This is a genomic window from Pseudoflavonifractor sp. BSD2780061688st1 E11 (assembly GCF_005844125.1).
GTDB lineage: Bacteria > Bacillota > Clostridia > Lachnospirales > Lachnospiraceae > Sellimonas > Sellimonas catena.
The window spans coordinates 1-21,567 of sequence record NZ_SPHM01000015.1; the positions used below are offsets into that span (position 1 = coordinate 1).

General features: G+C 46.2%; 22 protein-coding genes. 6 read left to right on the plus strand and 16 right to left on the minus strand.

Going from position 1 to position 21,567, the window contains the following annotated elements; genetic code table 11:
* Positions 1-288 precede the first annotated feature (288 nt).
* The gene (gene arcC / locus FGQ85_RS08485; protein ID WP_087252443.1) at positions 289-1,224 is read left to right on the plus strand and encodes a carbamate kinase; all 936 of its coding nucleotides are present in this window, start codon (positions 289-291) and stop codon (positions 1,222-1,224) included.
* A gap of 90 nt (positions 1,225-1,314) precedes the next feature.
* Here the strand turns inward: arcC and FGQ85_RS08490 are convergent, their stop codons facing one another.
* The gene (locus tag FGQ85_RS08490) at positions 1,315-1,902 is read right to left on the minus strand and encodes an adenylyltransferase/cytidyltransferase family protein (RefSeq protein ID WP_138373218.1); all 588 of its coding nucleotides are present in this window, start codon (positions 1,900-1,902) and stop codon (positions 1,315-1,317) included.
* Between the two features lie 70 nt (positions 1,903-1,972).
* Entirely contained in the window at positions 1,973-2,221 is a 249-nt protein-coding gene (locus FGQ85_RS08495; protein ID WP_087168118.1) for a hypothetical protein, read from the minus strand.
* A 92-nt stretch (positions 2,222-2,313) separates the two neighbouring features.
* Between FGQ85_RS08495 and FGQ85_RS08500 the strand changes: the two genes are divergently transcribed.
* Both FGQ85_RS08500 and FGQ85_RS08505 read left to right on the plus strand, forming a co-directional pair.
* The gene (locus FGQ85_RS08500; protein WP_138373219.1) at positions 2,314-3,585 is read left to right on the plus strand and encodes a sensor histidine kinase; all 1,272 of its coding nucleotides are present in this window, start codon (positions 2,314-2,316) and stop codon (positions 3,583-3,585) included.
* Between the two features lie 2 nt (positions 3,586-3,587).
* Entirely contained in the window at positions 3,588-4,439 is an 852-nt protein-coding gene (locus FGQ85_RS08505; RefSeq protein WP_087168120.1) for a response regulator, read from the plus strand.
* 68 nt (positions 4,440-4,507) lie between these two features.
* Here the strand turns inward: FGQ85_RS08505 and FGQ85_RS08510 are convergent, their stop codons facing one another.
* The 4 genes from FGQ85_RS08510 to FGQ85_RS08525 all read right to left on the minus strand — a co-directional run bounded on the left by FGQ85_RS08510 (position 4,508) and on the right by FGQ85_RS08525 (position 9,185).
* Complete coding sequence (locus FGQ85_RS08510) at positions 4,508-5,545, minus strand: PTS sugar transporter subunit IIC (RefSeq protein WP_243128523.1); 1,038 nt, start codon at positions 5,543-5,545, stop codon at positions 4,508-4,510.
* A 182-nt stretch (positions 5,546-5,727) separates the two neighbouring features.
* Positions 5,728-7,470, minus strand: a complete 1,743-nt coding sequence (locus FGQ85_RS08515) for a S8 family peptidase (RefSeq protein ID WP_138373221.1) — start codon at positions 7,468-7,470, stop codon at positions 5,728-5,730.
* A gap of 19 nt (positions 7,471-7,489) precedes the next feature.
* Entirely contained in the window at positions 7,490-8,101 is a 612-nt protein-coding gene (gene rbr, locus FGQ85_RS08520; protein ID WP_138373222.1) for a rubrerythrin, read from the minus strand.
* A 67-nt stretch (positions 8,102-8,168) separates the two neighbouring features.
* Positions 8,169-9,185, minus strand: a complete 1,017-nt coding sequence (locus FGQ85_RS08525; protein ID WP_138373223.1) for a glycosyltransferase family 2 protein — start codon at positions 9,183-9,185, stop codon at positions 8,169-8,171.
* Positions 9,186-9,429: 244 nt separating this feature from the next.
* On the opposite strand from FGQ85_RS08525, the gene FGQ85_RS08530 reads away from it, so the two are divergent.
* Both FGQ85_RS08530 and FGQ85_RS08535 read left to right on the plus strand, forming a co-directional pair.
* Entirely contained in the window at positions 9,430-10,365 is a 936-nt protein-coding gene (locus FGQ85_RS08530; RefSeq protein ID WP_138373224.1) for a GTP-binding protein, read from the plus strand.
* A 13-nt stretch (positions 10,366-10,378) separates the two neighbouring features.
* Complete coding sequence (locus FGQ85_RS08535; protein ID WP_087168125.1) at positions 10,379-10,618, plus strand: thioredoxin family protein; 240 nt, start codon at positions 10,379-10,381, stop codon at positions 10,616-10,618.
* An 80-nt stretch (positions 10,619-10,698) separates the two neighbouring features.
* On the opposite strand, the gene FGQ85_RS08540 is transcribed toward FGQ85_RS08535, so the two are convergent.
* From FGQ85_RS08540 to FGQ85_RS08550, 3 genes are all read right to left on the minus strand, one after another.
* The gene (locus FGQ85_RS08540) at positions 10,699-11,094 is read right to left on the minus strand and encodes an arsenate reductase ArsC (RefSeq protein ID WP_118636423.1); all 396 of its coding nucleotides are present in this window, start codon (positions 11,092-11,094) and stop codon (positions 10,699-10,701) included.
* Positions 11,095-11,111: 17 nt separating this feature from the next.
* Complete coding sequence (locus FGQ85_RS08545; RefSeq protein WP_138373225.1) at positions 11,112-12,125, minus strand: permease; 1,014 nt, start codon at positions 12,123-12,125, stop codon at positions 11,112-11,114.
* A gap of 83 nt (positions 12,126-12,208) precedes the next feature.
* Complete coding sequence (locus tag FGQ85_RS08550) at positions 12,209-12,517, minus strand: metalloregulator ArsR/SmtB family transcription factor (RefSeq protein WP_087168128.1); 309 nt, start codon at positions 12,515-12,517, stop codon at positions 12,209-12,211.
* A gap of 167 nt (positions 12,518-12,684) precedes the next feature.
* On the opposite strand from FGQ85_RS08550, the gene FGQ85_RS08555 reads away from it, so the two are divergent.
* A complete protein-coding gene (locus FGQ85_RS08555) occupies positions 12,685-13,905 on the plus strand; it encodes a 6-phosphofructokinase (RefSeq protein WP_138373226.1) in 1,221 nt (406 codons plus the stop codon).
* Between the two features lie 253 nt (positions 13,906-14,158).
* On the opposite strand, the gene FGQ85_RS08560 is transcribed toward FGQ85_RS08555, so the two are convergent.
* From FGQ85_RS08560 to gatC, 7 genes are all read right to left on the minus strand, one after another.
* A complete protein-coding gene (locus tag FGQ85_RS08560; protein ID WP_138373227.1) occupies positions 14,159-15,019 on the minus strand; it encodes a sugar nucleotide-binding protein in 861 nt (286 codons plus the stop codon).
* Between the two features lie 18 nt (positions 15,020-15,037).
* A complete protein-coding gene (locus tag FGQ85_RS08565) occupies positions 15,038-16,273 on the minus strand; it encodes a 6-phosphofructokinase (RefSeq protein WP_087168131.1) in 1,236 nt (411 codons plus the stop codon).
* A 92-nt stretch (positions 16,274-16,365) separates the two neighbouring features.
* Complete coding sequence (locus FGQ85_RS08570; protein ID WP_087168132.1) at positions 16,366-16,920, minus strand: ANTAR domain-containing protein; 555 nt, start codon at positions 16,918-16,920, stop codon at positions 16,366-16,368.
* A gap of 21 nt (positions 16,921-16,941) precedes the next feature.
* On the minus strand, positions 16,942-18,231 hold the full coding sequence (locus tag FGQ85_RS08575; RefSeq protein WP_138373228.1) for a glutamine synthetase family protein: 1,290 nt from the start codon (positions 18,229-18,231) through the stop codon (positions 16,942-16,944).
* Positions 18,232-18,337: 106 nt separating this feature from the next.
* Complete coding sequence (gatB, locus tag FGQ85_RS08580; RefSeq protein ID WP_138373229.1) at positions 18,338-19,771, minus strand: Asp-tRNA(Asn)/Glu-tRNA(Gln) amidotransferase subunit GatB; 1,434 nt, start codon at positions 19,769-19,771, stop codon at positions 18,338-18,340.
* Positions 19,772-19,773: 2 nt separating this feature from the next.
* Positions 19,774-21,258, minus strand: a complete 1,485-nt coding sequence (gatA, locus tag FGQ85_RS08585; protein WP_087168135.1) for an Asp-tRNA(Asn)/Glu-tRNA(Gln) amidotransferase subunit GatA — start codon at positions 21,256-21,258, stop codon at positions 19,774-19,776.
* Positions 21,259-21,270: 12 nt separating this feature from the next.
* On the minus strand, positions 21,271-21,561 hold the full coding sequence (gene gatC / locus FGQ85_RS08590; RefSeq protein WP_087168136.1) for an Asp-tRNA(Asn)/Glu-tRNA(Gln) amidotransferase subunit GatC: 291 nt from the start codon (positions 21,559-21,561) through the stop codon (positions 21,271-21,273).
* Positions 21,562-21,567 lie beyond the last annotated feature (6 nt).

Here is a 21,567-nt window from a genome sequence, read left to right on the forward strand (position 1 = left end):
TTGAATCAATCTTCCAAAAACATTGATAAATACGATGTTTTTGGAAGATTTACTTTTTATAAAGTGGCAAAGTCGGGTTATAGCAGAGTGCAGCCGTTTTTTCTACCATATCTTGTGATTTTTCTATTATTCCACTATATATGGTATTTCATACAATTTTCTAACTATTTCTTTTTCCCTGTAAAATCAAGGTCTGCGGCCCCTTTGAAGGTTGCAATTTCCATGGAAAAATTATATAATTTCTGTATCACAGACACGAAACATCATAGAGAAATAGAGGTAATGCGTATGAAAAAGAAAGTGGTTGTAGCATTGGGACACCGGGCACTGGGAACGACTCTGCCGGAGCAGCAGGTTGCGGTCAAGCAAACGGCAAAGTCCGTCGCGGATCTTGTACAGGACGGCTATCAGGTTGTCATCACACACAGCAATGCCCCTCAGCTTGGCATGATCCACACTGCCATGAACGAATTCGGCAAGAATCATCCGGACTATACACCGGCCCCGATGTCAGTCTGCTCTGCAATGACACAGGGATATATCGGTTTTGACCTTCAAAATGCCATCCGCGAGGAACTTCTGACACGTGGAATCTACCGCACGGTCAGCACAGTACTGACTCAGGTAACGGTAGACCCGTACGATGAGGCGTTCTATACTCCTACCAAGGTACTCGGACGTTACATGTCCGCGGAAGATGCCGCCATTGAGCGTAAAAAAGGCAATTACGTTGTGGAGGAGCCAGGAAAAGGTTTCCGCCGTGTCGTATCTGCCCCGAATCCGGTAAAGATTGTAGAGATGGATGCGATCCGCACCCTCTCCGACGCAGATCAGGTAGTTATTGCCTGCGGCGGCGGCGGTATTCCGGTTCTGGAACAGGATCATCATCTGAAAGGTGCAAGTGCCGTAATTGAGAAGGACCTGACTGCCGGAAAGCTTGCGGAAGAACTCGGTGCCGATGCTCTGATCATTCTGACGAGCGTGGAAAAGGTATTTATCAACCGGGGAACTGACCAGGAAGAACAGCTTGGAGAAATTACGGTTTCCCAGGCAAAACAGTATATGGAAGAGGGACATTTCGGCATCTACAATATGCTTCCGAAATTCCGTGCTTCTGTCTCTTTCATCGAGAAGGGAGAAGGACGCCGTGCCTTTATCACCTGCCAGGAATCTCTCCGCGATGCTCTGAAAGGCCGCACCGGAACCGTGATCTGTCAGGATTAGAAAATTCATCACGTAATCACGGACAGTTTTGTCCGTAAACTGCAACAAGCCGGAAGGAATGCATTCTCTGCATTGCCCGTCCGGCTTGTACTATTTCGTTTTATTCTGTTTTTCTTCCGCTTCCCTGGCCAGGCGGATGATCCGTTCATCCAGATGATGTTCCGTAATATACCGGTACACACTCTTTGGAACCAGATGTGCCCATGGCTTTCCTTCAATAATAAGATGCCTCACTTCCGTTCCGGTCGTTCCTTTTTCTTCAAGCGGGCGGTTCCATAGAACTTCCACCTGAAGTCCCAGTCCGGTCAGTGTCCGGTACTTGTCCTCGCCCCATCCGTCGCAGATACTCATATAGTACACTGCATCTTTCGGCGCATACTGGAAAATCAGCTCCGGCGTATTGATCGGGAACGGAACAATCTCAAACTCTTCCCGCGGAACGTGAAACTCCAGCATTGCCTCACGAATCATTTCGTACCGTTCAAAATACGTAAACGGATTATTCTCCGGTCTGGAACGGTTTGTATCGTGAATATTGGTTCTGATAAAACCTGCATCCGGATTGGATATTCCGATAATCAGTCTGTCGCACTGCTTTTTTGCCGCAAGCAGATACTCCATATGTTTCAGATGCAGGCATTGAAACCTGCCGTGGATTACTCCTGTTTTCTCTTCCATCTTTCAAACTTCCTTTACGCTCATTTCACATCTTTTTTACTATATCACAGCTTTCCGAAAAGTAAAGCCTTTAGTTTGCTTTTTCGTTGATCCAGTCTGTAATCTGACACAGTCCTTCGTCATCTGCGGAAAACACTTTTCTTTCGATCTCTTCTTCCGGCGTCACATCATAACAGTACGGCTCCTTCCATACCGCCGCCTCCAGTGTATCGTCCTTTTTGTTCCAGGCGATCCGGAATCGAAGATCCGGTTTGGTGCTTCCGTAATACACAGCTTTTTTATAATATGCGATTCCATACAAATCTTCCCGTTTTACCATGTTCTTTTCTCCCTTTTTATGATAGAATATTTTCATGCCAATCATTGATCCTGTCAATTATGACAGAATAACGAAACGGAGGAAAAGCATCAATGAAATCTCCGAAATATTTTGATCTTTTTCTGCACACCTTGTTTTACAGCCTGATCACGGTGGCGGCAGCACAGTTTTACATCAATATTTTTTCTCCTGAATTCAGCGTTTCACTGGGAATCGTCTTTCTGGCATCCTTTGCCATGCTTGCCCCGGATTTTCCGGTTCTCCCGGTGTCTGCTCTTTCAGGCGTCCTTGTACTGTTTTCACGGGCTTTTCTGGGCAGCTTCAGGGAATCATCTTTCAATATTTCCTTTTCTTTGGCAGTCCCGGAACTGTTTTTTTATCTTTTTTATGGTGTCCTTCTGACTGTCTATATCGTGAAAATCCGAAAATCCTCGGTCCTGATGGACACCGCCGCTTTGCTTTTCTGTGACTATGCGGCAAATTTCGGGGAACTGATGCTACGTCTTAATATTAATGCATTTTCCCTTTCTTCGCAATCCGGAATCTTGATGACCGCTATGTTCCGGACTGCTTTGATTCTGATTTTCATGACGGTGTTCCGCAGGTACCATTTGGTACTTCTGAAAAAGGAGCAGCAGGACTACTACCGGAATCTTTCTCTGTTGACAGCCCGCCTTCAGGAGGAAGTCATCTGGATGGAGAAAAACACCTCCCTGGTAGAGTCGACCATGCATTCTGCATATCAGCTCTTTGAGCGTCTTCGTTCGGATTCAAGTACAAAGGATGCAGCCAAAGACGCCCTGATTATCGCGAATGATATTCATGAAATCAAGAAAGAATACTATCTGATCCTGCGTGGACTTTCCGATGCGCTGCAGACAGAAGATGGCCCTCTCCGCCTGGAATTCGGTGAACTGTTTTCCCTTCTGCGCAGCCCGGTTGAGCAGATTGCCTCAGCCGCTCACAAGACGCTTTCTTTTGAAGTGAAAGGGCGCTGTTCATTCCGCACCGGACATGTGTACGAATTGCTTTCTGTTTTTCGGAATCTTTTTACAAATGCGGTAGAAGCTTCGAAAAATGATCAGGTTTTTATTCAGGTTACACTAGAAGAAACAGCAGATGAAATTCTCTGTACGGTCACAGATCATGGACAGGGAATCCCCCCGGATGCGCTCTCACAGATCTTTGACGCGGGGTTTTCCACAAAAATCAACTATGAGACCGGGAAAATCAGCCGCGGACTGGGCCTCAATATCGTAAAAGGGATTGTGGAAGAAAATCTTGGCGGACGCATCCATGCAGACTCCCGTCCGGGGAATACCTGTTTTTCCATCCGTCTGCCAAAAGAAACACTGGAGGGTTAAAAATGAACTTTTATTTTGTAGATGATGATAAGAATGTACGAAACATACTGAAAATTCTTGTGACTGACAGACAGCTCGGCAAATGCTGCGGTTCATCCGGCAACGGCTACGACGCTCTGGAAGATGTGGAAGCCCTTCATCCTGATATCATCCTTGTCGACCTTCTCATGCCGGATATGGACGGAATCAGTTTTGTGGAAAAAGTAAGAGATATCTCTCCTGATTCTGTCTGCATCATGATTTCCCAGGTCGCTTCAAAGGATCTCATAGCCAAAGCCTATGAGGCAGGCGTGGAATTTTTTATCCAGAAACCAATCAACGCCATCGAGGTCGAGGCTGTAATCCGTAATGTCATCAAAAGCCTTTCCATGCACCGCAAAATCGGAAAGGTTCAGACTCTCTTTGAGGCGGAATTTTCCACCCGGGGAAAAACGTCAGACTCCTCTTCACAGTCTGAAAGTTTTCAGGGCAGACTTACCGGTGTTCTTCAGAAACTGGGCATCATCGGCGAGCTGGGCAGCAAGGATATCATTTCATTGATCACCTTTCTGCACGATCAGGATGAGACTCTCGAGCAGCAGACTCTTGGCAGTCTTCTCTCGCGTTTCAGCGAAAATCCGAAATCTGTAGAGCAGCGAATCCGCCGGGCTGCCTCAACCGGACTGGTCAATCTTGCCCATCTGGGTCTGGAAGATTATTCGAACGATGTGTTTAACGAGTTTTCCAACACGCTTTATAATTTTGAACAGGTCAGACGTGAAATGGATTATATCCGCGGAAAATCCGACCGGCACGGCAATGTAAAAATCCGCAACTTTCTCAATGCACTGCTTTGTTACTGCGAGAACGTGTAACCGTGTATCGATGATCACTCAAAAAGGATCCCTGGCTCAAAATGCCCCAGGGATCCTTTTTATCTGCTTTATTCTGCTGCCGGTTCGATAGTCAGATTCTGCCTTGCTTCTGCTTTTTTCTCATAACTCTTCTTGAAAACCTGGCTTCCTACATATCCTGCCAAAGATCCGCCAACCGCTGCGAAGATTACTGCCAGCACGACTTTGACCGGATCATTAAACGCGAACGGTGCCAGAAGTCCCGGAATCGGGGATGCGGTACCCGGCGCGTTATTGATAATATGGAATACTGCTGCGGATACACCTGCAAGTCCTCCTCCGAAGAAGTTGGAACAATAAATCGGAATCGGATTTGCCGTAATGATCGGTGCCTGCGTCAGAGGTTCCATCATAACCGCAATGATATTACTCTTATCACCAAGCTTCAGACGTTTGAATACAATACCGTTTGTGAATGATCCGCCCACACATGCGATTGCCGCGATACCCATCGCAAGTCCGTCCAGTCCGATCATGGCTGTCAGTGCCATGGAACTGAGCGGTGATGTACAGATCATCTTCATGATTCCTCCAAGGAGGAATCCCATAACAAGCGGAGACTGCTCTGCCGCCGCCGTAATAGTACCACCGATTCTTGCAAGCGTCATATTAACAAGCGGGTCTGCCGCTGTAGCTACGAGCAGGGAGATCGGTGCTACGATCAGTGCTCCTGCTATGACATCGACACCTTCCGGAAGATATTTTTCAATCAACTGAGAAAGCAGCCCTACTATATAGCCCGCAATAAATCCCGGAAGGATACCGAACTGTCCCAGAACGACACCGGCTGCAATTGCCAGTACCGGATTGGTCCCCATGCTGAGCGGTACCGCAATCGCTGCTGCCACACCGCCGAATCCGCCTGCATTTTCCCCAACTGATTTGAAAAAGGAGATACCAAAGAGATCCCCTGAAATGTACTTATGAATGGCCTCCACAAGGAACGTTGCTACTGCTGCATTTGCCATACCGCTCATGGCCAAAGACCCTTTCGGCATTTTCATGCTGAAGAGAGAGAAGATTGCCAGTGTAAGCAAAAGCATCCCAACTCCTGATAAGATTGTCATCATAATGTTTTCCTCCTTTACATGCCGTCTTATAGATGTTTTTCCTCTTTTTTTATCTGTCATAAATATAACCTATAAGTTTCAAAATCCTACAGCAGGTATCAAAATGGATAATATTTTTTTCTTATCAAGGAGTTTTTTGTCTACTATATATAAAATATTTGTTAAAAAACTGTCTATAATCACGAAACTCTTGTTTCCGGGATGCTGTCCCTGATACATAAGGCTCCATATCCAAGCTGATTATTCGGCCACGAATCATATCCCGGAAGTTCTCTGGCTCCTCTTCTCAGAAACGCCTTTGCCTTCTCCCCATATAAAAACAGATCATTTTTTTCTGTAATTCCCCACTCCATCAAAAGCGCGGCTCCGCCTGATGCAAACGGAGCCGCAAAGGATGTTCCGGTAAAAGATGCATACCCTTCCTCTCCCTGTACAGAAACGACATTGACTCCCGGCGCGGCAAGATCCGGTTTCTGATTATTCTGGCTTTTTCGGCCCCGTCCTGAAAAATCAGCGTAGGACATGGTGTCCGCATCATATGCTGCCACTGTCAGTACTCTGGATGCTGTCGAAGGGATCGTGAGCGTAAGCTCTTCGGTCGGGTAAAAAAAGGCCGTCCCTTCATTCAGCGTGTAGCTGGCAGGAAGCCACATTTCAAACCGCCCTGTGACAATCTGCTCCGGCACGAGAATAATATTCCATTCTCCACTGTTTACATAATCATCCACCGGCAGGAATTCCAGAAAAATCTCGTTCAGACCGCTGTAGGGGCTCGGCTCCCCGTAATACAGCAGAATCTCCGTTTTTCCGGTCAGAAAACGCTGGGTACCCATCACTTCCCGAATCGGACCGACTCGTTCTCCTGACGGCGTCTTAATCGTCACGCCGATCACATCCGTGTAATCCGTCCAGATCTGAAGACTGAATGCTCCCTGACGTTCCTGTACTCCAAGCGGTACACTTGTTTCTTCTCCTTCTCTTACAAATCCGGATGTATGTCCGGCCTCTGCCCCTTCATTTCCTGTTCCCACACTGATTAAAGTCCTGCCGATCTGCGCAGCCGCATCCAGAAAACGCTCCGGCAGTGATGTTCCGTTATGAGCGCCATATGTATTCCCAAAGCTGATGTTGACCGATACCGGCATTTGAAGCATTTCCGCCTTTTGTACAATATAGTCTACTGCCTGCATCAGCTCCGCTGTCCGCGGAAATCCCACACCTCCCGGATTCCCCAGTTTGACAATGATTAATTCCGCGTCGGGAGCCGTTCCCCGGTAACGTCCGCCGCTGTTTTTTCCATTTCCTGCGGCCACACCGGCAACGGCAGTCCCGTGACCGGAGATATCAACACTTGGCACCTTCTGCAGACGCATCGTCCTGTTCGGCTGCTGCAGAGCCTCATTGATCTGCTCTGCCGAGAATTCCGAACCGATCCGGTACCCTTCCGGCGGTGTCCCTTCCACGGTCTGATCCCAGAGGAAACGGATTCTCGTCGCGCCATCTTCCTGTCTGAAGTCTGCATTTGCATATTCGATCCCGGAATCAATCACTCCGATCAAAACCCCTTTTCCTGTCAGACGAAAACGGGGTGTCTGCACCGCATCGATGCAGGACACCCTTCTTCCGTCTGCCACTTCAAAGAAAAGTCTTTTTGGTTTTTCAATATAGATTACTTCTTCCAGCGAAGCAAGCTTCTCAATATTTTCCTCCCGTATCCGCACAATAGCAAAATTTTTCAAAAGCGGCGTCACCGACTCCGCAGTCTCCGACACACGTTCCAGCGTACCAGAATACAGAATAATGACGTCCCACGTGTTTGTCATTTCATTATATCCCACCTGAAGATTTACAGATCGAAGCCGTTCTGTCCCGGTCGCGTCCAGTGCAAGATTTAAAAGATTTTCTATTTTCTGGCTGGTCATTCTTTCCCCTTTCCTCGTATTACCTGCATGCTGAAAATCCAAGATACGGAGCCATGCATGCCGGAATAAAATATCCCCGTTCATGTCTGCACACCGGACAGACCGGAGGGACTTTTTCTCCTTTAAAAATATGGCCGCAGTTCAGACACATCCATTCTCCCTGTCCCGAAGACTCATAATAAGTCTCCTTCTTTAACATTTCTGCAATCTTTGCAAAACGCTCCCCGTGAATTTTTTCCACTTCCGCAATCTGTGAGAATGCATATGCTGCTTCCGGGAAGCCTTCCTCCTCCGCTGTCTTTGCAAAGGCCGGATACACCTCCTGATGTTCCTCCTGCTCATTATGCGCTGCCATCATCAGAAGTTCAACCAGACTTTCCGACTGATCCACCGGATATCCTCCTTCGATCCGGATGTTCTCTCCCGCTTCCGTCTTCAGAAGCTCATAAAACCGGGCCGCATGCGCTCTCTCCTGATCCGCCGTAAAAAGAAAGATCTCCTTGAGCGCGAAAAAACCTTTCCGGCACGCTTCCTCTGCCGCAATTGTATACCGGTTTCTCGCCTGGCTTTCTCCGGCAAATGCTTTCATCAGATTTTCTTTTGTTCTGCTCTGTGAAAATTCAACAGCCATGTTACTTACTGCTCCTTTCCATTCTTTTAAAGAGTAGTATGCACCATGGCCGTCTTTTTATTCGTATTTAATTAAATCCGATGATTCTTCTCATCACAGAGTATCCCATGGACGAGATCTTTCTTCCTGATCTTCCCGGAAGATTCATGGTCTGTCCTAAAATTCCATATCGAATTTTGAAATAGGTTTTATAATCTTTCCTTTTCAGATAGGTCCACAGTTCCTTTTTCTTTTTCAGATTTTCCTCTTTCTTGGACCGGATACAGATAATGGACGAAACAGTCATCATGATCGCCAGATATTTGATCATATAGCTCCGAAGCTTTTTATTCGAGATCATCTTCATCTGGTACATATCAATCATGGACTGGTTGACATACAACTGCTGATCAATCCTCTTGATCATGTTTTTCTCATTGACAGACTGATCATCCCGCCCGATATAATAGCGATACAGATTCACATCCAGATAGTAAATCGTTCTGACATGCGGCAGCGGATAATAGACATAAATATTGTCCACATAAAACGTATGCTTCGGAAGATGCAGCTGACAAAGCTTCAAAAGTTCTGTCCTGTAAATAACCGAATGCATCAGAATATACTGATCTATCCGGAAATGCCCGAGATCATTCCATCCGAACACCTGATCCTGAGGAAGGCAGTTCCTGTAATGAATCACTTTCTTGTGGGAGGCTCCGACTTTCTCATATACATAATTGGAAATCAGCATGTCCACTTCTTCGCCGTTCTCCTCGAATCTCCGCAACGTCTCCATGATCTTCAGAAGCGCTTCTTCATCCAGCCAGTCATCGCTGTCCACTACCTTAAAATACTTTCCCTGGGCATGCAGAAGACCGCTGTTGACCGCTTCTCCATGTCCGCCGTTCTCCTGACTGACCACTCGTACGATATCCGGGTATTCCCGCTCGTACCGTCTCGCGATCTCCTCGGTTCCGTCTTTGGATCCGTCATTGACAATGATGACCTCGATGTCCTTTCCTCCTTTGAGGACAGACTCTATCGCGCGCTCCATGTAGTCCTGTGAGTTATAGCATGGTATTGCAAATGTTATATACTTCATGTTCTTCCCCCGTTCCTGCTTTTTTTGCAGTTACTGCTTACAGTATAATCGTTTTTGAACGATTTTCCAAGGAAAATCTCTATAAAAAAACATTCTCTTAATATCCGGCAATACATATTGACATTTTTCTATGTGTTTTATATACTACGATATATAGATATTCTTCAATGTATATTCATCAAAAAAACGGGGTAGATGAATATACATGATCCAAAATATAAAAATTGTCAAAGGAGTTGTTAACATGTCTGCAAACACAAAACTATATGTTTTGACCGGTTTTTTAGGTTCCGGCAAAACAACTGTACTTCTGGAACTGCTGAAACAGTTAAAGGGGCACAAAATAGGTGTGATTCAAAATGAATTTGGAAAGCTGGGAATTGACGGAACCATTCTCAGAAATGATGATATTCAGATGGTCGAAATCAACCGGGGCTCGATTTTCTGCTCCTGTCTGAAGCTAAACTTTGTAAATGCTCTTGCCGAAATGTCGAAACAGGATTTTGAATATCTGTTCGTGGAAAGCTCCGGCTGGGGTGATCCTTCCAATGTAAACGAAATTCTCGAAGCAGCCAGGGTCGTTTCTGACAAAGAATATGATTTCAAAGGTGTGTTATGTTTCGTGGATGCGGTAAATTTTCTTGAACAGGTAAAAGACGAAGAGACTACATACCGGCAGTTAAAGCACTGTCACCTTGCAATTATTACAAAAACCGATCTTGCAGATGAAGAACAGATTCAAAAGGTCACACAACAGATCAGAGACATCAATCCTGTATGCGAAATTCTGATCAGCGCGAATGGCCAAATGGACTATTCCTTTCTCCGGAAAGATCTGACGATTTATCAGTGGGCGGAGTCCGAAGAGACAACCAACTCCGTGGAAAACAAGCCAAAGTCAATCTTCCTGGAATATAATGGTACCGTTGAAAAAAGTAAGCTGGATCGTTTTTTGCAAAGTCTGACCCCTGATGCATACCGGGTAAAAGGATTTTGCAGACTTGAAAAAGAAGGCTGGACACAGATTGATGTCGTGGAAGCACTGATTGATTATAAACCTTCTGAGGAATTTGAAAAATCACAGCTTGTATTTATTTCAAAAATCGGACCTGCAATCATCAAAAAAATCTTTTCATCATGGCAGGAATGTGTTGGAACGGAAATGACGTTAAAAAACTAGATTGGAGATTATCATGAATATCAAAGTAATAGGCGTGGGATGTGAAAAATGCAGCCGGCTTTATGAGAATGTACAGAAAGCCGTGCAGGAAACCGGATGTGAAGCTGAAGTAGAAAAAGTGGAGGATCTTATTGATATCGTAAAACTCGGCGTTATGTCAGCTCCTTCTCTTATGATCGACGGAAAATTAGTCGTGTCAGGCAGAGTCGCTAAAACATCTGAAATCATTACTCTTATCAAATCATATAAATAAAGGAGATTACTTTCTTCCAAAACTAAAAATCCTATTAAGCAGTTCCGGACAGGCATGATCTGCTTAATAGGATTTATTACTTACATCTCTTTTATTCTTCTGGCAATTTCTTCGATTACCTGTATGAAACATGCATCGTCCTTTCCTGTTGGATCAGCAAGCCCCCAGTCTTCATCGAAGTCCCGCCCGATATAAGGGCAGCCGACATCGCACCCCATTGATATTGCAATATCAGGTGCAGGAATTTTATCAACCGTCTTACTGTACTGTGTTTCTTCCATATCGATTCCGTATAGCTGCTTCATAATCCTTACCGCATCCTGATTAATCTGCGGTTTTGTTTCCGTTCCCGCTGAATAAAATTCAAAACGGTCTCCTGCCAAATGTTTCCCGAGCGCTTCCGCAATCTGACTGCGGCAGGAATTGTGAACACAGATAAAAGCGATTTTTTTCTTGCCAAAATTCTCTAATGCCATGATGCGAACCTCCTAAATTATATAATTAAATATTGTATTGCATTGAAAAAGTAACCCACGATAATAATGCCAACCGTACATATTCCAATGAAAATACCGAGCAGTTTCGGTTTAACCGCTTTGCGAAGCATAATCATTGATGGAAGCGAAAGCGTCGTTACGGCCATCATAAAGGAAAGGACGACGCCAAGCAAAGCTCCCTTTGCCAGCAACGCCTCTGCAATCGGGATTGTACCGAAAATGTCCGCATACATCGGAATACCGACTATCGTAGCAAGAATTACACCAAACGGATTGTTATCACCAAGTGCCTTGACAATAAATTCTTCTGGAATCCAGTTGTGAATAATAGCACCAATACCTACACCTATCAAAACATAAGGAGCAACCTTTTTCGCTGTTGAAACAACCTGGTCCCAAGCATAGTTCATTCGCTCTTTAAAATGTAATTCTGCTTGCGGAACATCAATAGAATGACCGTTTCGGATATATTCTTCTACTTGATTTTCAAGATTCAGCTTTTCGATTAACGTACCACCGACAACAGCAATCACCAATCCGAAAATAACATAAAAAACAGCGACTTTCCAACCAAAAATACTCATCAACAAAACAAGGCTTCCAAGGTCAACCATAGGCGAAGAAATCAAAAAGGAAAATGTAACGCCAAGTGGCAAACCTGCGCTTGTAAATCCGATAAACAGTGGAATAGAGGAACAGGAACAGAACGGTGTTACTGTTCCGAGCAGGGCAGCGATGATATTGGCCCATATCCCATGAAATCTGCCGAGTATCTTTTTTGTTCTTTCCGGTGGAAAATAACTTTGAATATACGAAATAATCAAAATTAACACGCCAAGCAGTACCATTATTTTTATAGTATCGTAAATAAAAAATTGAACACTGGCCCCGATTTTACTTGTGGTATCTAAGCCACAAGCGTTCAAAATTGTTTCAATAAGTCGATTCAGCCAGTTCATACCGAGGACTTCATTTTGAAAAAAGTCCCACGCTCCTTTTAATGTCTCCATAAAAATCTCCTTTTATATAGTCACATTGAAATATGTCTATTTGTTCTCTCAAATATAAGCCGTGCGGAAAAGCATTGATTCTCTTACTTTTCACAACACGACTTCTCTTCACATTCGCTTTCAAGCGTAGTCAAACGCTGTAAACATTCTTTCGCCTGTTCCACACCTTTCTCTGAAATGGAGTAGTGGGTCCACTTTCCTTCTTTGCGTCCAACAACAATTTCAGCATCGCAGAGTATTTTCATATGATGTGAAAGTGTTGGCTGCGTAACATTGATTTCTTCCAGCAGCTTGCAGGCACATTTCTCGCCCGAACGCAACATTTTTATAATTTTAATGCGGTTTTCGTCGCAGAATGCTTTAAAGATTAGTGCGATCTTCTTATCATCCATCTTCTCCCTCCTTATATAGATATTTATCTATGTGTTATTATATACACCGTTCTGAAAAATGTCAATAAGTTTTTCGTCTGGATTTTTGACGCCTCATCTATTGAGTATTCCTCCCTTTTTCGTTATACTAAATTACAAAATGAGAAAAAAACTGGAGGATATGAAATATGAAACATAACATACTGGTAGGACAGTCCGGAGGGCCGACCGCTGTTATCAACGGAAGTCTCTACGGCGTCGTTAAGAGAGGGTTGGAGACACCGCAGATTGACAATATTTACGGAATGGTCAACGGAATTGAGGGATTTTTAAATGGAAACATGATGGACATGCGTACCCTGGAAGAAAACGGCACGCTTCCTCTTTTGAAGACAACACCGGGTGCTTATCTTGGCTCCTGCCGTTACAAGCTTCCGGAAGATCTCTCCGATCCGGTTTATCCGCAGCTGTTTGCAAAATTTGCGGAATATGAGATTCAGTCCGTCTTCTATATCGGCGGAAATGATTCCATGGATACGGTCAGCAAGCTCTCCCGCTATGCAGCCAAAAATGAAAGCAGCATCCGCTTTATCGGTATTCCGAAAACCATCGACAATGATCTCGTCATGACAGACCATACACCAGGCTTTGGAAGCGCTGCAAAATATGTGGCATCCACAGTCCGTGAAATCGCTGTCGATGCATCAGTATATGACAACAAGCCTTCCGTTACGATCGTAGAGATTATGGGACGACATGCGGGGTGGCTGACTGCCGCTTCTGCTCTTGCAAGAAAGTTTGAAGGAGACAATCCGGTACTGATTTACCTGCCGGAAACTGCATTTGACAAAGACCGTTTCCTTTCCCAGGTACAGGATGCCCTGAAGAAGACTACAAACCTTGTCGTTTGTATTTCCGAAGGAATTCACGATGCCGAAGGCACCTTTATCTGTGAATACGCAAGCGAAGTCGGCACCGATACCTTTGGTCACAAAATGTTGACAGGTTCCGGAAAATATCTGGAAAACCTTGTAAAAGATACACTTGGTATTAAAGTACGCTCTGTGGAACTCAATGTCTCCCAGCGCTGCTCTTCTTCCTGCCTGTCCGGCACTGATCTGGAAGAAGCAGTCTGTGCAGGTTCTTATGGAGTTGACTGTGCCATGGATGGGAAAACCGGCGTTATGATCACCTTTGAGAGACAGGCTGGGGATTCCTACGAGATGGTTCCAGGGACTGCTGATGTCAATCAGATCTGCAATGAAGAGAAAGTTGTTCCTTCCGACTGGATCACTGCAGATGGATCCGATGTTACAGAATCGTTCCTGAACTATGTCCGTCCGCTGATTCAGGGACAGGTGGACGTGCCTCAGAAAGACGGCCTGCCACATTTCATCTATAGAAAATAAGAGAAAGTGTACAATCTGCACAACATCCGTCTTTACGTTCATATTTTGTTCATTTTTTGTTTTTTAAATGTTGATTTGTAGAACACTTTTTTTTCACGAATAACAGGTATACTAAAATCATCAAAAAGAAAACAAAACAGAACTGATAAAGACGCTGTCAAGTAAATACTTTTTGAATAAACTTTTTCATAATAAATGCCGGGGATCAGCCGATGATCACCCGGCATCCTCTCTTTTACGGGGGATTTTCTTTTTATGCAGGATCGTGTTTCCACCGCGTTCCTGCCTTTTTCAATGCTTCTTCTGTCGTAAGGAACCGGACTCCCAGTTTTTTCACTTTTTCGATATTCATCCGCAGATTTCTCGGATGATCCCGGAAGGCTTCCTCATTCTTTTCCAGATTTTCTGATCCCGCTCCGGCACTTTCCAGAAACTCTTTCACTACTTCATACGTACTCCTGTCGTTTTCACTTCCGAAGTTGTAGATTCCTGCCGGTGCATGAAACATGATTTCCAGATTTTCAACTACTTCCCATACATCCGTGATACTCCGGAGATCGTAGACCGGATACCTGATTCGGTCTCCTGATTCCCTGGCCTTGCAGACCGTCGAAATCAGATTCCCATGCTCTTGTCCCTCCCGGAAGTCGACAGCAAACATCCAGCTTAAGCGCAGTGCCACCGTGTCCGGCTGGGCTTTAAGCGCAAGCTCTTCCGCCCGGATCTTCTGCCTGCCGTACACAGTCGGTGGAGCGATCCTCTCTTCTTCTCTGTGGGGCTCTCTTTCTCCATTTCCCACATAAACCTGATCGGAGCTGCAGAAAATCAGCCGCGCCCCGATCTCCCGGCAGATCTTTGCCAGAATTCTGACTCCGTCCACATTGACTTTTTCCGACCGTTCCGGATCCTGTTCACATGCGCCCACATCAGAGACCGCTGCTGTATGGATCAAAATATCAGGGCGGTCCTTTTTCAGGACCGCCTCTGCCTCTTCCGGATCCGTAAAGTCCATGTCCGTATGACGGTATCCCGTCATATCAAATTTATCCTGATAGAAGCGGAGAATTCTGCTTCCGAGAAATCCGTCCGCTCCTGTTACACCGATCTTCACCATTGATCCCTTCTTCAAATATTAATGATGTGGTTTGTACAGATGTCTTGGAATACCATCCACCATAACCGGAGATACATCTCCCTGAATCAGCGGTTTAACATATGCAACAAACTCATCTGTTACATAAGTACCGTCTTCATTGACCCATTCTCTCGGCACAAGTTTTTCGTCATTTGCAATCTTGTGCACATCTTTTACTTCTGTGCTGCACTGATACGGATCATCGGAAATTCTCTTGAGCACAACCATCTTTCCGTTATCTCCCTCATCCGCCGCCTTTACTGCAGCACCGCCTACCTGAGACGCTTCCAGAATATCTACTCTGGACGCGCAGTGAGACGCGGATCTCTGCAGCGTACTCAATTCGATGGCGCGGGTCTTGCATCCGATCTCATTTGCTACATACTGTGCAAGATAAGCTGCTGTTCCAGTGAGCTGCTTATGTCCAAACGCATCTACAAAATCTACATTTGCTCCAAGTTCACAGACATATCTTCCATCTTCCAGATGGATTCCTTCGGAAACCGCTACAACAACAGAAGTTTTCTTTTTCAGCAGATCTTTGATTCTTTCCATGAAATTGTCAAGATCAAATGTCAGCTCCGGAAGATAAATCAGATCCGGTCCCGAACAGTCCTCTCCTTTCGCAAGAGCCGCCGCTCCGGTAAGCCATCCGGCATTTCTTCCCATGATCTCAACGATCGTGACAAGTCCCTTGCTGTACTCCAGACAGAAGCTGTCACGGATAATCTCTTTTACAGATGTTCCAATATATTTTGCCGCGCTTCCGTATCCTGGTGTGTGATCCGTCAGAGCAAGGTCATTGTCAATTGTTTTCGGGCATCCGATAAATCTTGTCGGATATCCCATCACAATCGCGTAGTCGGAAAGCTTTTTGATCGTATCCATGGAGTCATTTCCTCCGATATAGATAAATGCTTCAATATCCAGCTTGTCCAGAATTTCAAAGATCTTTTCATATACTTCTCTGTTTTCATGAATTTCCGGAAGTTTGTACCGGCAGGATCCCAGATATGCAGCCGGAGTTCTCTTTAAAAGCTCCGCATCAAGATCGTTTGTGATATGTTCTGACAGGTCAATGTATTTCTCCTCCATCAGCCCCTGAATTCCATGAAGCATTCCATACACTTTGTTTGCCCCTCTGTCCTTTGCCGTACGGTAAACACCAGCCAGACTTGAATTGATCGCCGCTGTCGGGCCTCCTGACTGTCCAACAATTACATTTCCTTTCATATTACTACCTCCGTATTTGTCATAATGCCAATACGTTTATTTTAGTACATTTGTATATAATTGTCTATGTTTTTTCCGTTTTTTCGTCATTTTTAAATCTCATTATAGATCAGTGTCAGTATCATCTGCGCTGTCTCTACCATATTTCTTCCGGTATCCATACTGCTTTTCTGAATGTAGCGGAATGCTTCCTCCTCCGTCATATGGTTCCGTTCCATCAGGACGTACTTGGCATTCCGGATATAGTTTTCCTCCTTTTCCGTCCGTTTTGGCTTCTTATCTTTCCGCTTTACTACCTGGCGGTCCAGATTCTGGAGCATCATGTTGACCGTATCGATAAATTCATATGCTTTCACCGGCATGGTCACGGCCACCAGCCCCGGCTGCCTTCTGTGACTGACATTCTGTGTCGTATCCAGCAGAAGCAGATCAAAATACCGTGGCAGGCAGTCCAGCAAATCGGTATAATCCATATCCGGAAGCTTCGTCCCGCTGATCACAATTCCGTGGGAAAGACGCCCGATTTCCTGAAGCGCCGCTGCCGCCGTTGATACGACAATGGTATCTCCGAAACCATGGCGCAGAAGTATTTCTTTGATTTTTCTCGCGGTTTCCTGCCGCGGAAGTGCGATGATAATACTTCCCATTTTCTTTCCCCCTGCTGTCTGTTAAAATCTGTGTAAATACTCTTTCAGCTCCCAGTCAGTGACTTCCTGTGTGTAGAGTTCCCATTCTTTTGTCTTTTCCTTTAAATAGGTTCTGACGTAGCTCTCTCCGCAGACATTTCTTAAAAATTCATCTTTTTCCAGCGCGGTCAAAGATTCCTTCAAGGTACCCGGAAGAGCCCCTGCCTTTTCATCCGCTTTCAGTGGAATCATCTTTTCCTGAATCCCGTTCAGGCCGGACGCGACAACCATCGCAATCAGAAGATACGGATTTGCCGCTCCGTCCGGCAGCGTCCACTCAATGTGCGTGTCTCCTTCTTTCCCTTTCACTACCCGGATCGGGGCACGGTAATCATTGAGGGACCAGAACAACTCGGTCGGGGCATGATATCCCGGTTTCAGTCTCTTATATGAATTGACAATCGGATTGGCGATTGCAGCCATTCCATTCATATGTGACAGAAGTCCGGCAATAAAAGAGTAGGCTTCCTGACTCAATCCGTTCTCCGCCTGAGGATCCGCAAACATGTTTTTTCCGTCCCGGAATCCGGAAATATTTAAAGACAATGCGGAGCCCGGAAGGTCTGTCCTCGGCTTTGGCATAAATGTCGCGTGCAGGCCGTGTCTCTGGGCAATCGTTCGTACCGTGGAGCGGAATGTCACAATCTGATCCGCCACCTTCACGCCCTGTGCCTGCTTAAAATCCACCTCGTGCTGTGCCGGGGCATCCTCATGATGGGAAGACTCGATCTCAAATCCCATCTCCTCCAGCGTCAGAATCATGTCTCGTCTCGCATTTTCTCCCTGATCAAGAGGCGCCACATCCAGATAGCCCGCCTTCTCTCTCGTCCGTGTTGTAGGGTTCCCTTCTTCATCCGTCTCGAAAAGGAAAAATTCACACTCCGGGTCCAGATCAAAACTGTACCCCTGCTGCTTTGCCTTTTTCAGTACACGTCTGAGAATATATCTTGGACTCTCCGCAATATCATTCCCTTCCTGATCCATCAGATCACAGAGGAATCTTGCCACCTTTCCCTGCTGCGGCCTCCACGGCAGGATCGTAAATGTATCAATGTCCGGTTTCAGATAAACTCTGTCATATCCAAGCTCTTTCATCCCGGCAATGCTGTATCCGTCCACCATACATTTCCCCGCAAGCGCTTTCTCCATCTGGCCCGCCGTCACAGCAATATTCCGGATGGTCCCGAAAATGTCCACAAACTGCAGACGTATGAATTTTACATCTTCTTCTTCGATCATCTGAAGAATTTCCCAAGTTTCATATTTCGCCATATTGATTTCCTCCATCTTTCGACTGCCTCAATTCCCTGATGTTCTTATTATATTCCGCATCAGGACTTCAGGGCAAGAACTATGACAGATATTTTCCCTGAATTCTCTATCTGAGTTTCTCACGCAGAAGTTCCCGCGTAACTGCCGGATCCGCGTTTCCCTTCATCTTTTTCATGACCTGCCCGACAAAAAATCCGAATACCTTTTCTTTTCCTTCCCGGTACTGTGCCACAGAATCCGGATGCTCACGGATCACTTCCTCGATGATCTGCTCCAGCACGTCCGTATCTGCCACAGTGGACAGATGATGCGCCTCAATGTAGGCGAGCGGCTCTTCATCGTGGTCAAAAATCTGTTCAAAAACTTCCTTTGCACCTTTGTGAGTGATCTTCTGCTCTTCTTCTACCAGGATCAACGCTGCCAGGTGGTCCGGAGAAAACTTCATCTCCTCCGGACTTTTTCCTGCTTCTTTCAGAAGCTTCATGGCGTCCTGAGTCATCCAGTTTGCAGCCTTCTTTGGCTGCGAACAGATTTTTGCCGTCTCTTCAAACAGATCTGCCATATTTCTGGACTCTGTCAAAATCCGGGCATCGTATTCCGAAAGAGAAAACTCCCGGATAAACCGTTTTTTCTTTTCTTCCCGCAGTTCCGGCTGTTCCTTTTTAAGCCGTCCGATCCATGCATCGTCAATCACGACCGGAGGAAGATCCGGATCCGGAAAATACCGGTAATCTTTAGCGTCCTCTTTGGAGCGCATCGGGAAGGAACATTCCTTATTGTCATCCCACCGCCTTGTTTCCTGAATCACTTCTTTTCCTTCTTCCAGAAGTTCAATCTGCCGTATGGTCTCCCCTTCAATTGCTCTCGCAATGGCCTTAAAGGAGTTCAGGTTCTTCATCTCTGTCCTGGTGCCGTAGCTTTCTGTCCCCGCTTCCCGAACGGACAGGTTAACATCCGCACGCATGGAGCCTTCTTCCAGCCGGCAGTCTGAAATTCCCAGATACTGAGCCATGATCCGGAGCTGTTCCAGATAGGCGATGACCTCCTGGGCACTTCGCATATCCGGTTCCGATACAATCTCAATCAGCGGCACGCCGCTTCGGTTATAGTCTACAAGGGAGCTGTCCGTCCATGGATCGTGGACCAGTTTTCCGGCATCTTCTTCCATGTGCATCTCATGAATCCGGATTCTTTTTTCTCCCTGTGCCGTATCAACCGACACATATCCGTCATAGCAGATTGGAAGATACAGCTGGGAAATCTGGTAATTCTGAGGATTGTCCGGATAAAAATAGTTTTTCCGGTCAAATTTGCAGAAAGTATGGATTTTACAGTTCATGGCAAGTCCCGCCTTCAATGCGTACTCCACGACCTTCCTGTTCAGAACCGGAAGGGAACCGGGCATTCCGGTGCACACCGGACAGGTATGGGTATTGGGCTCTCCGCCGAATGCGGTCGGACAGCCGCAGAAAATCTTTGTCCTTGTGGAAAGTTCAATATGCACTTCCAGACCAATCACTGTCTCATACTGTTTTCTCATCGTCAGATTTTCCCCCTTTTTGTTCCAGAATATGCCTTCGGAAATATGCCTCTCTCTTTTTCAAAAGCGGCTGCCGCACGGATAATCTTCTTCTCCTGCAGGCAGTCTCCAATCAGCTGGATTCCGATCGGAAGGCCCGCCTTTGACACCGTACACGGTACGGATATGGCCGGGAGGCCTGCCAGATTGACTGCCGCTGTGTAGAGATCTCCCAGATACATCTGAAGCGGATCCGAAAGGCTTTCTCCGATTTTCGGTGCAGTCTGAGGTGCTGCAGGGCCAAGCAGCACATCGTAAGCGGCAAATGCCCGGTCAAATGCCTCCTTGATGACGGCACGGGCTTTCAGTGCTTTCAGATAATATGCATCATAATAGCCCGAACTTAAAACAAAGGAGCCAAGAAAAATTCTCCGTTTCACTTCCGTTCCGAATCCTTCCGAACGGGTCATTTTGTACATCTCATGGAGCGAGTCCGCATGAGGACTCCGGTATCCATATTTGACACCGTCGAACCGGGCCAGATTGGAACTTGCCTCTGCCGAGGCAATAATATAATAAGAAGGAATGACATATTCTGTCATGCCAAGGGAGAACTCTTCCACTGATGCTCCCCGTTCTTTCAGGATCTCCATGGTCTTCTTCAAAGCATCCCGCACTTCCGGGTCAATTCCTTCGTCCAGATATTCTTTCGGAATCCCAACCTTCATTCCGCGGATATCTCCCGCAAGATCCTCCTCAAAATCCAGAGTCTCCCTCTTCAAAGAAGTACTGTCTCTTCTGTCCTGCCCGGCCAGAAGGGAAAGCATCCGTGCACAGTCCGCCACATCTTTTCCAATAGGTCCGATCTGATCCAGCGAGGATGCATATGCGATCAGACCGTACCGGGAAACAGTCCCGTAGGTCGGTTTGATTCCCGTCACTCCACAAAAGGAACTTGGCTGGCGGATGGATCCTCCGGTATCCGATCCCAGGGCAATAAAACATTCATCCGCCGCCACTGCCGCACAGGAACCCCCGGAAGAGCCGCCCGGCACATGTCCGGTATTCCACGGATTTTTTGTCACCTTCCGCGCAGAAGTCTCCGTCGTGCTTCCCATGGCAAACTCATCCATGTTGGTCTTCCCGAGAATAATGATGCCTGCCTCTTTGAGTTTTTCTACCGCACAGGCATCATAGGGTGGGTAAAAACCGCTTAAAATCCTGGATGCACACGTTGTTTCCATACCTTTTGTGCAGATATTATCCTTGACCGCTGCCGGCACTCCGGCAAATGGCCCCTGATATTTTCCGGATCGGATACCCTGCTCCACTTCCTCTGCCCGGGCAAGCGCTCCTTCCCGGTCAATCTGCAGGAATGCTCCGATCTGCGGTTCCATCCTTTCTATCTGTAACAGGGAAGCTTCCACAGCCTCCGATGGGCGGATCTCCCCTTTTTGAATCTTTCGGGCAAGCTCCCCGGCCGTCCATGTCAGATATTCTTCTCCCATACCATTCCTCCTCTATACTGTCTTCGGCACCAGATACTGCCCCTCTTTTTTCTGCGGAGCATTCTCAAGCAGTGCTTCCCACTGATCTTCCCGTTCCACAATATCCTCACGAAATACATTCTGTACCGGAAAGACATGGGACATGGGTTCCACCCCGTCCGTATCCAGCTCTTCCAGCTTTTCCATATAGGCAAGGATTTTTTTTAACTCTCCGGCTGTCTCCTGCTTTTCTTCTTCCGTGAGACTGATCTGGGAAAGGATTTCCAGATATTCCATAGTTTCATCCCAGCTGATTTTTTTCATTGCCAT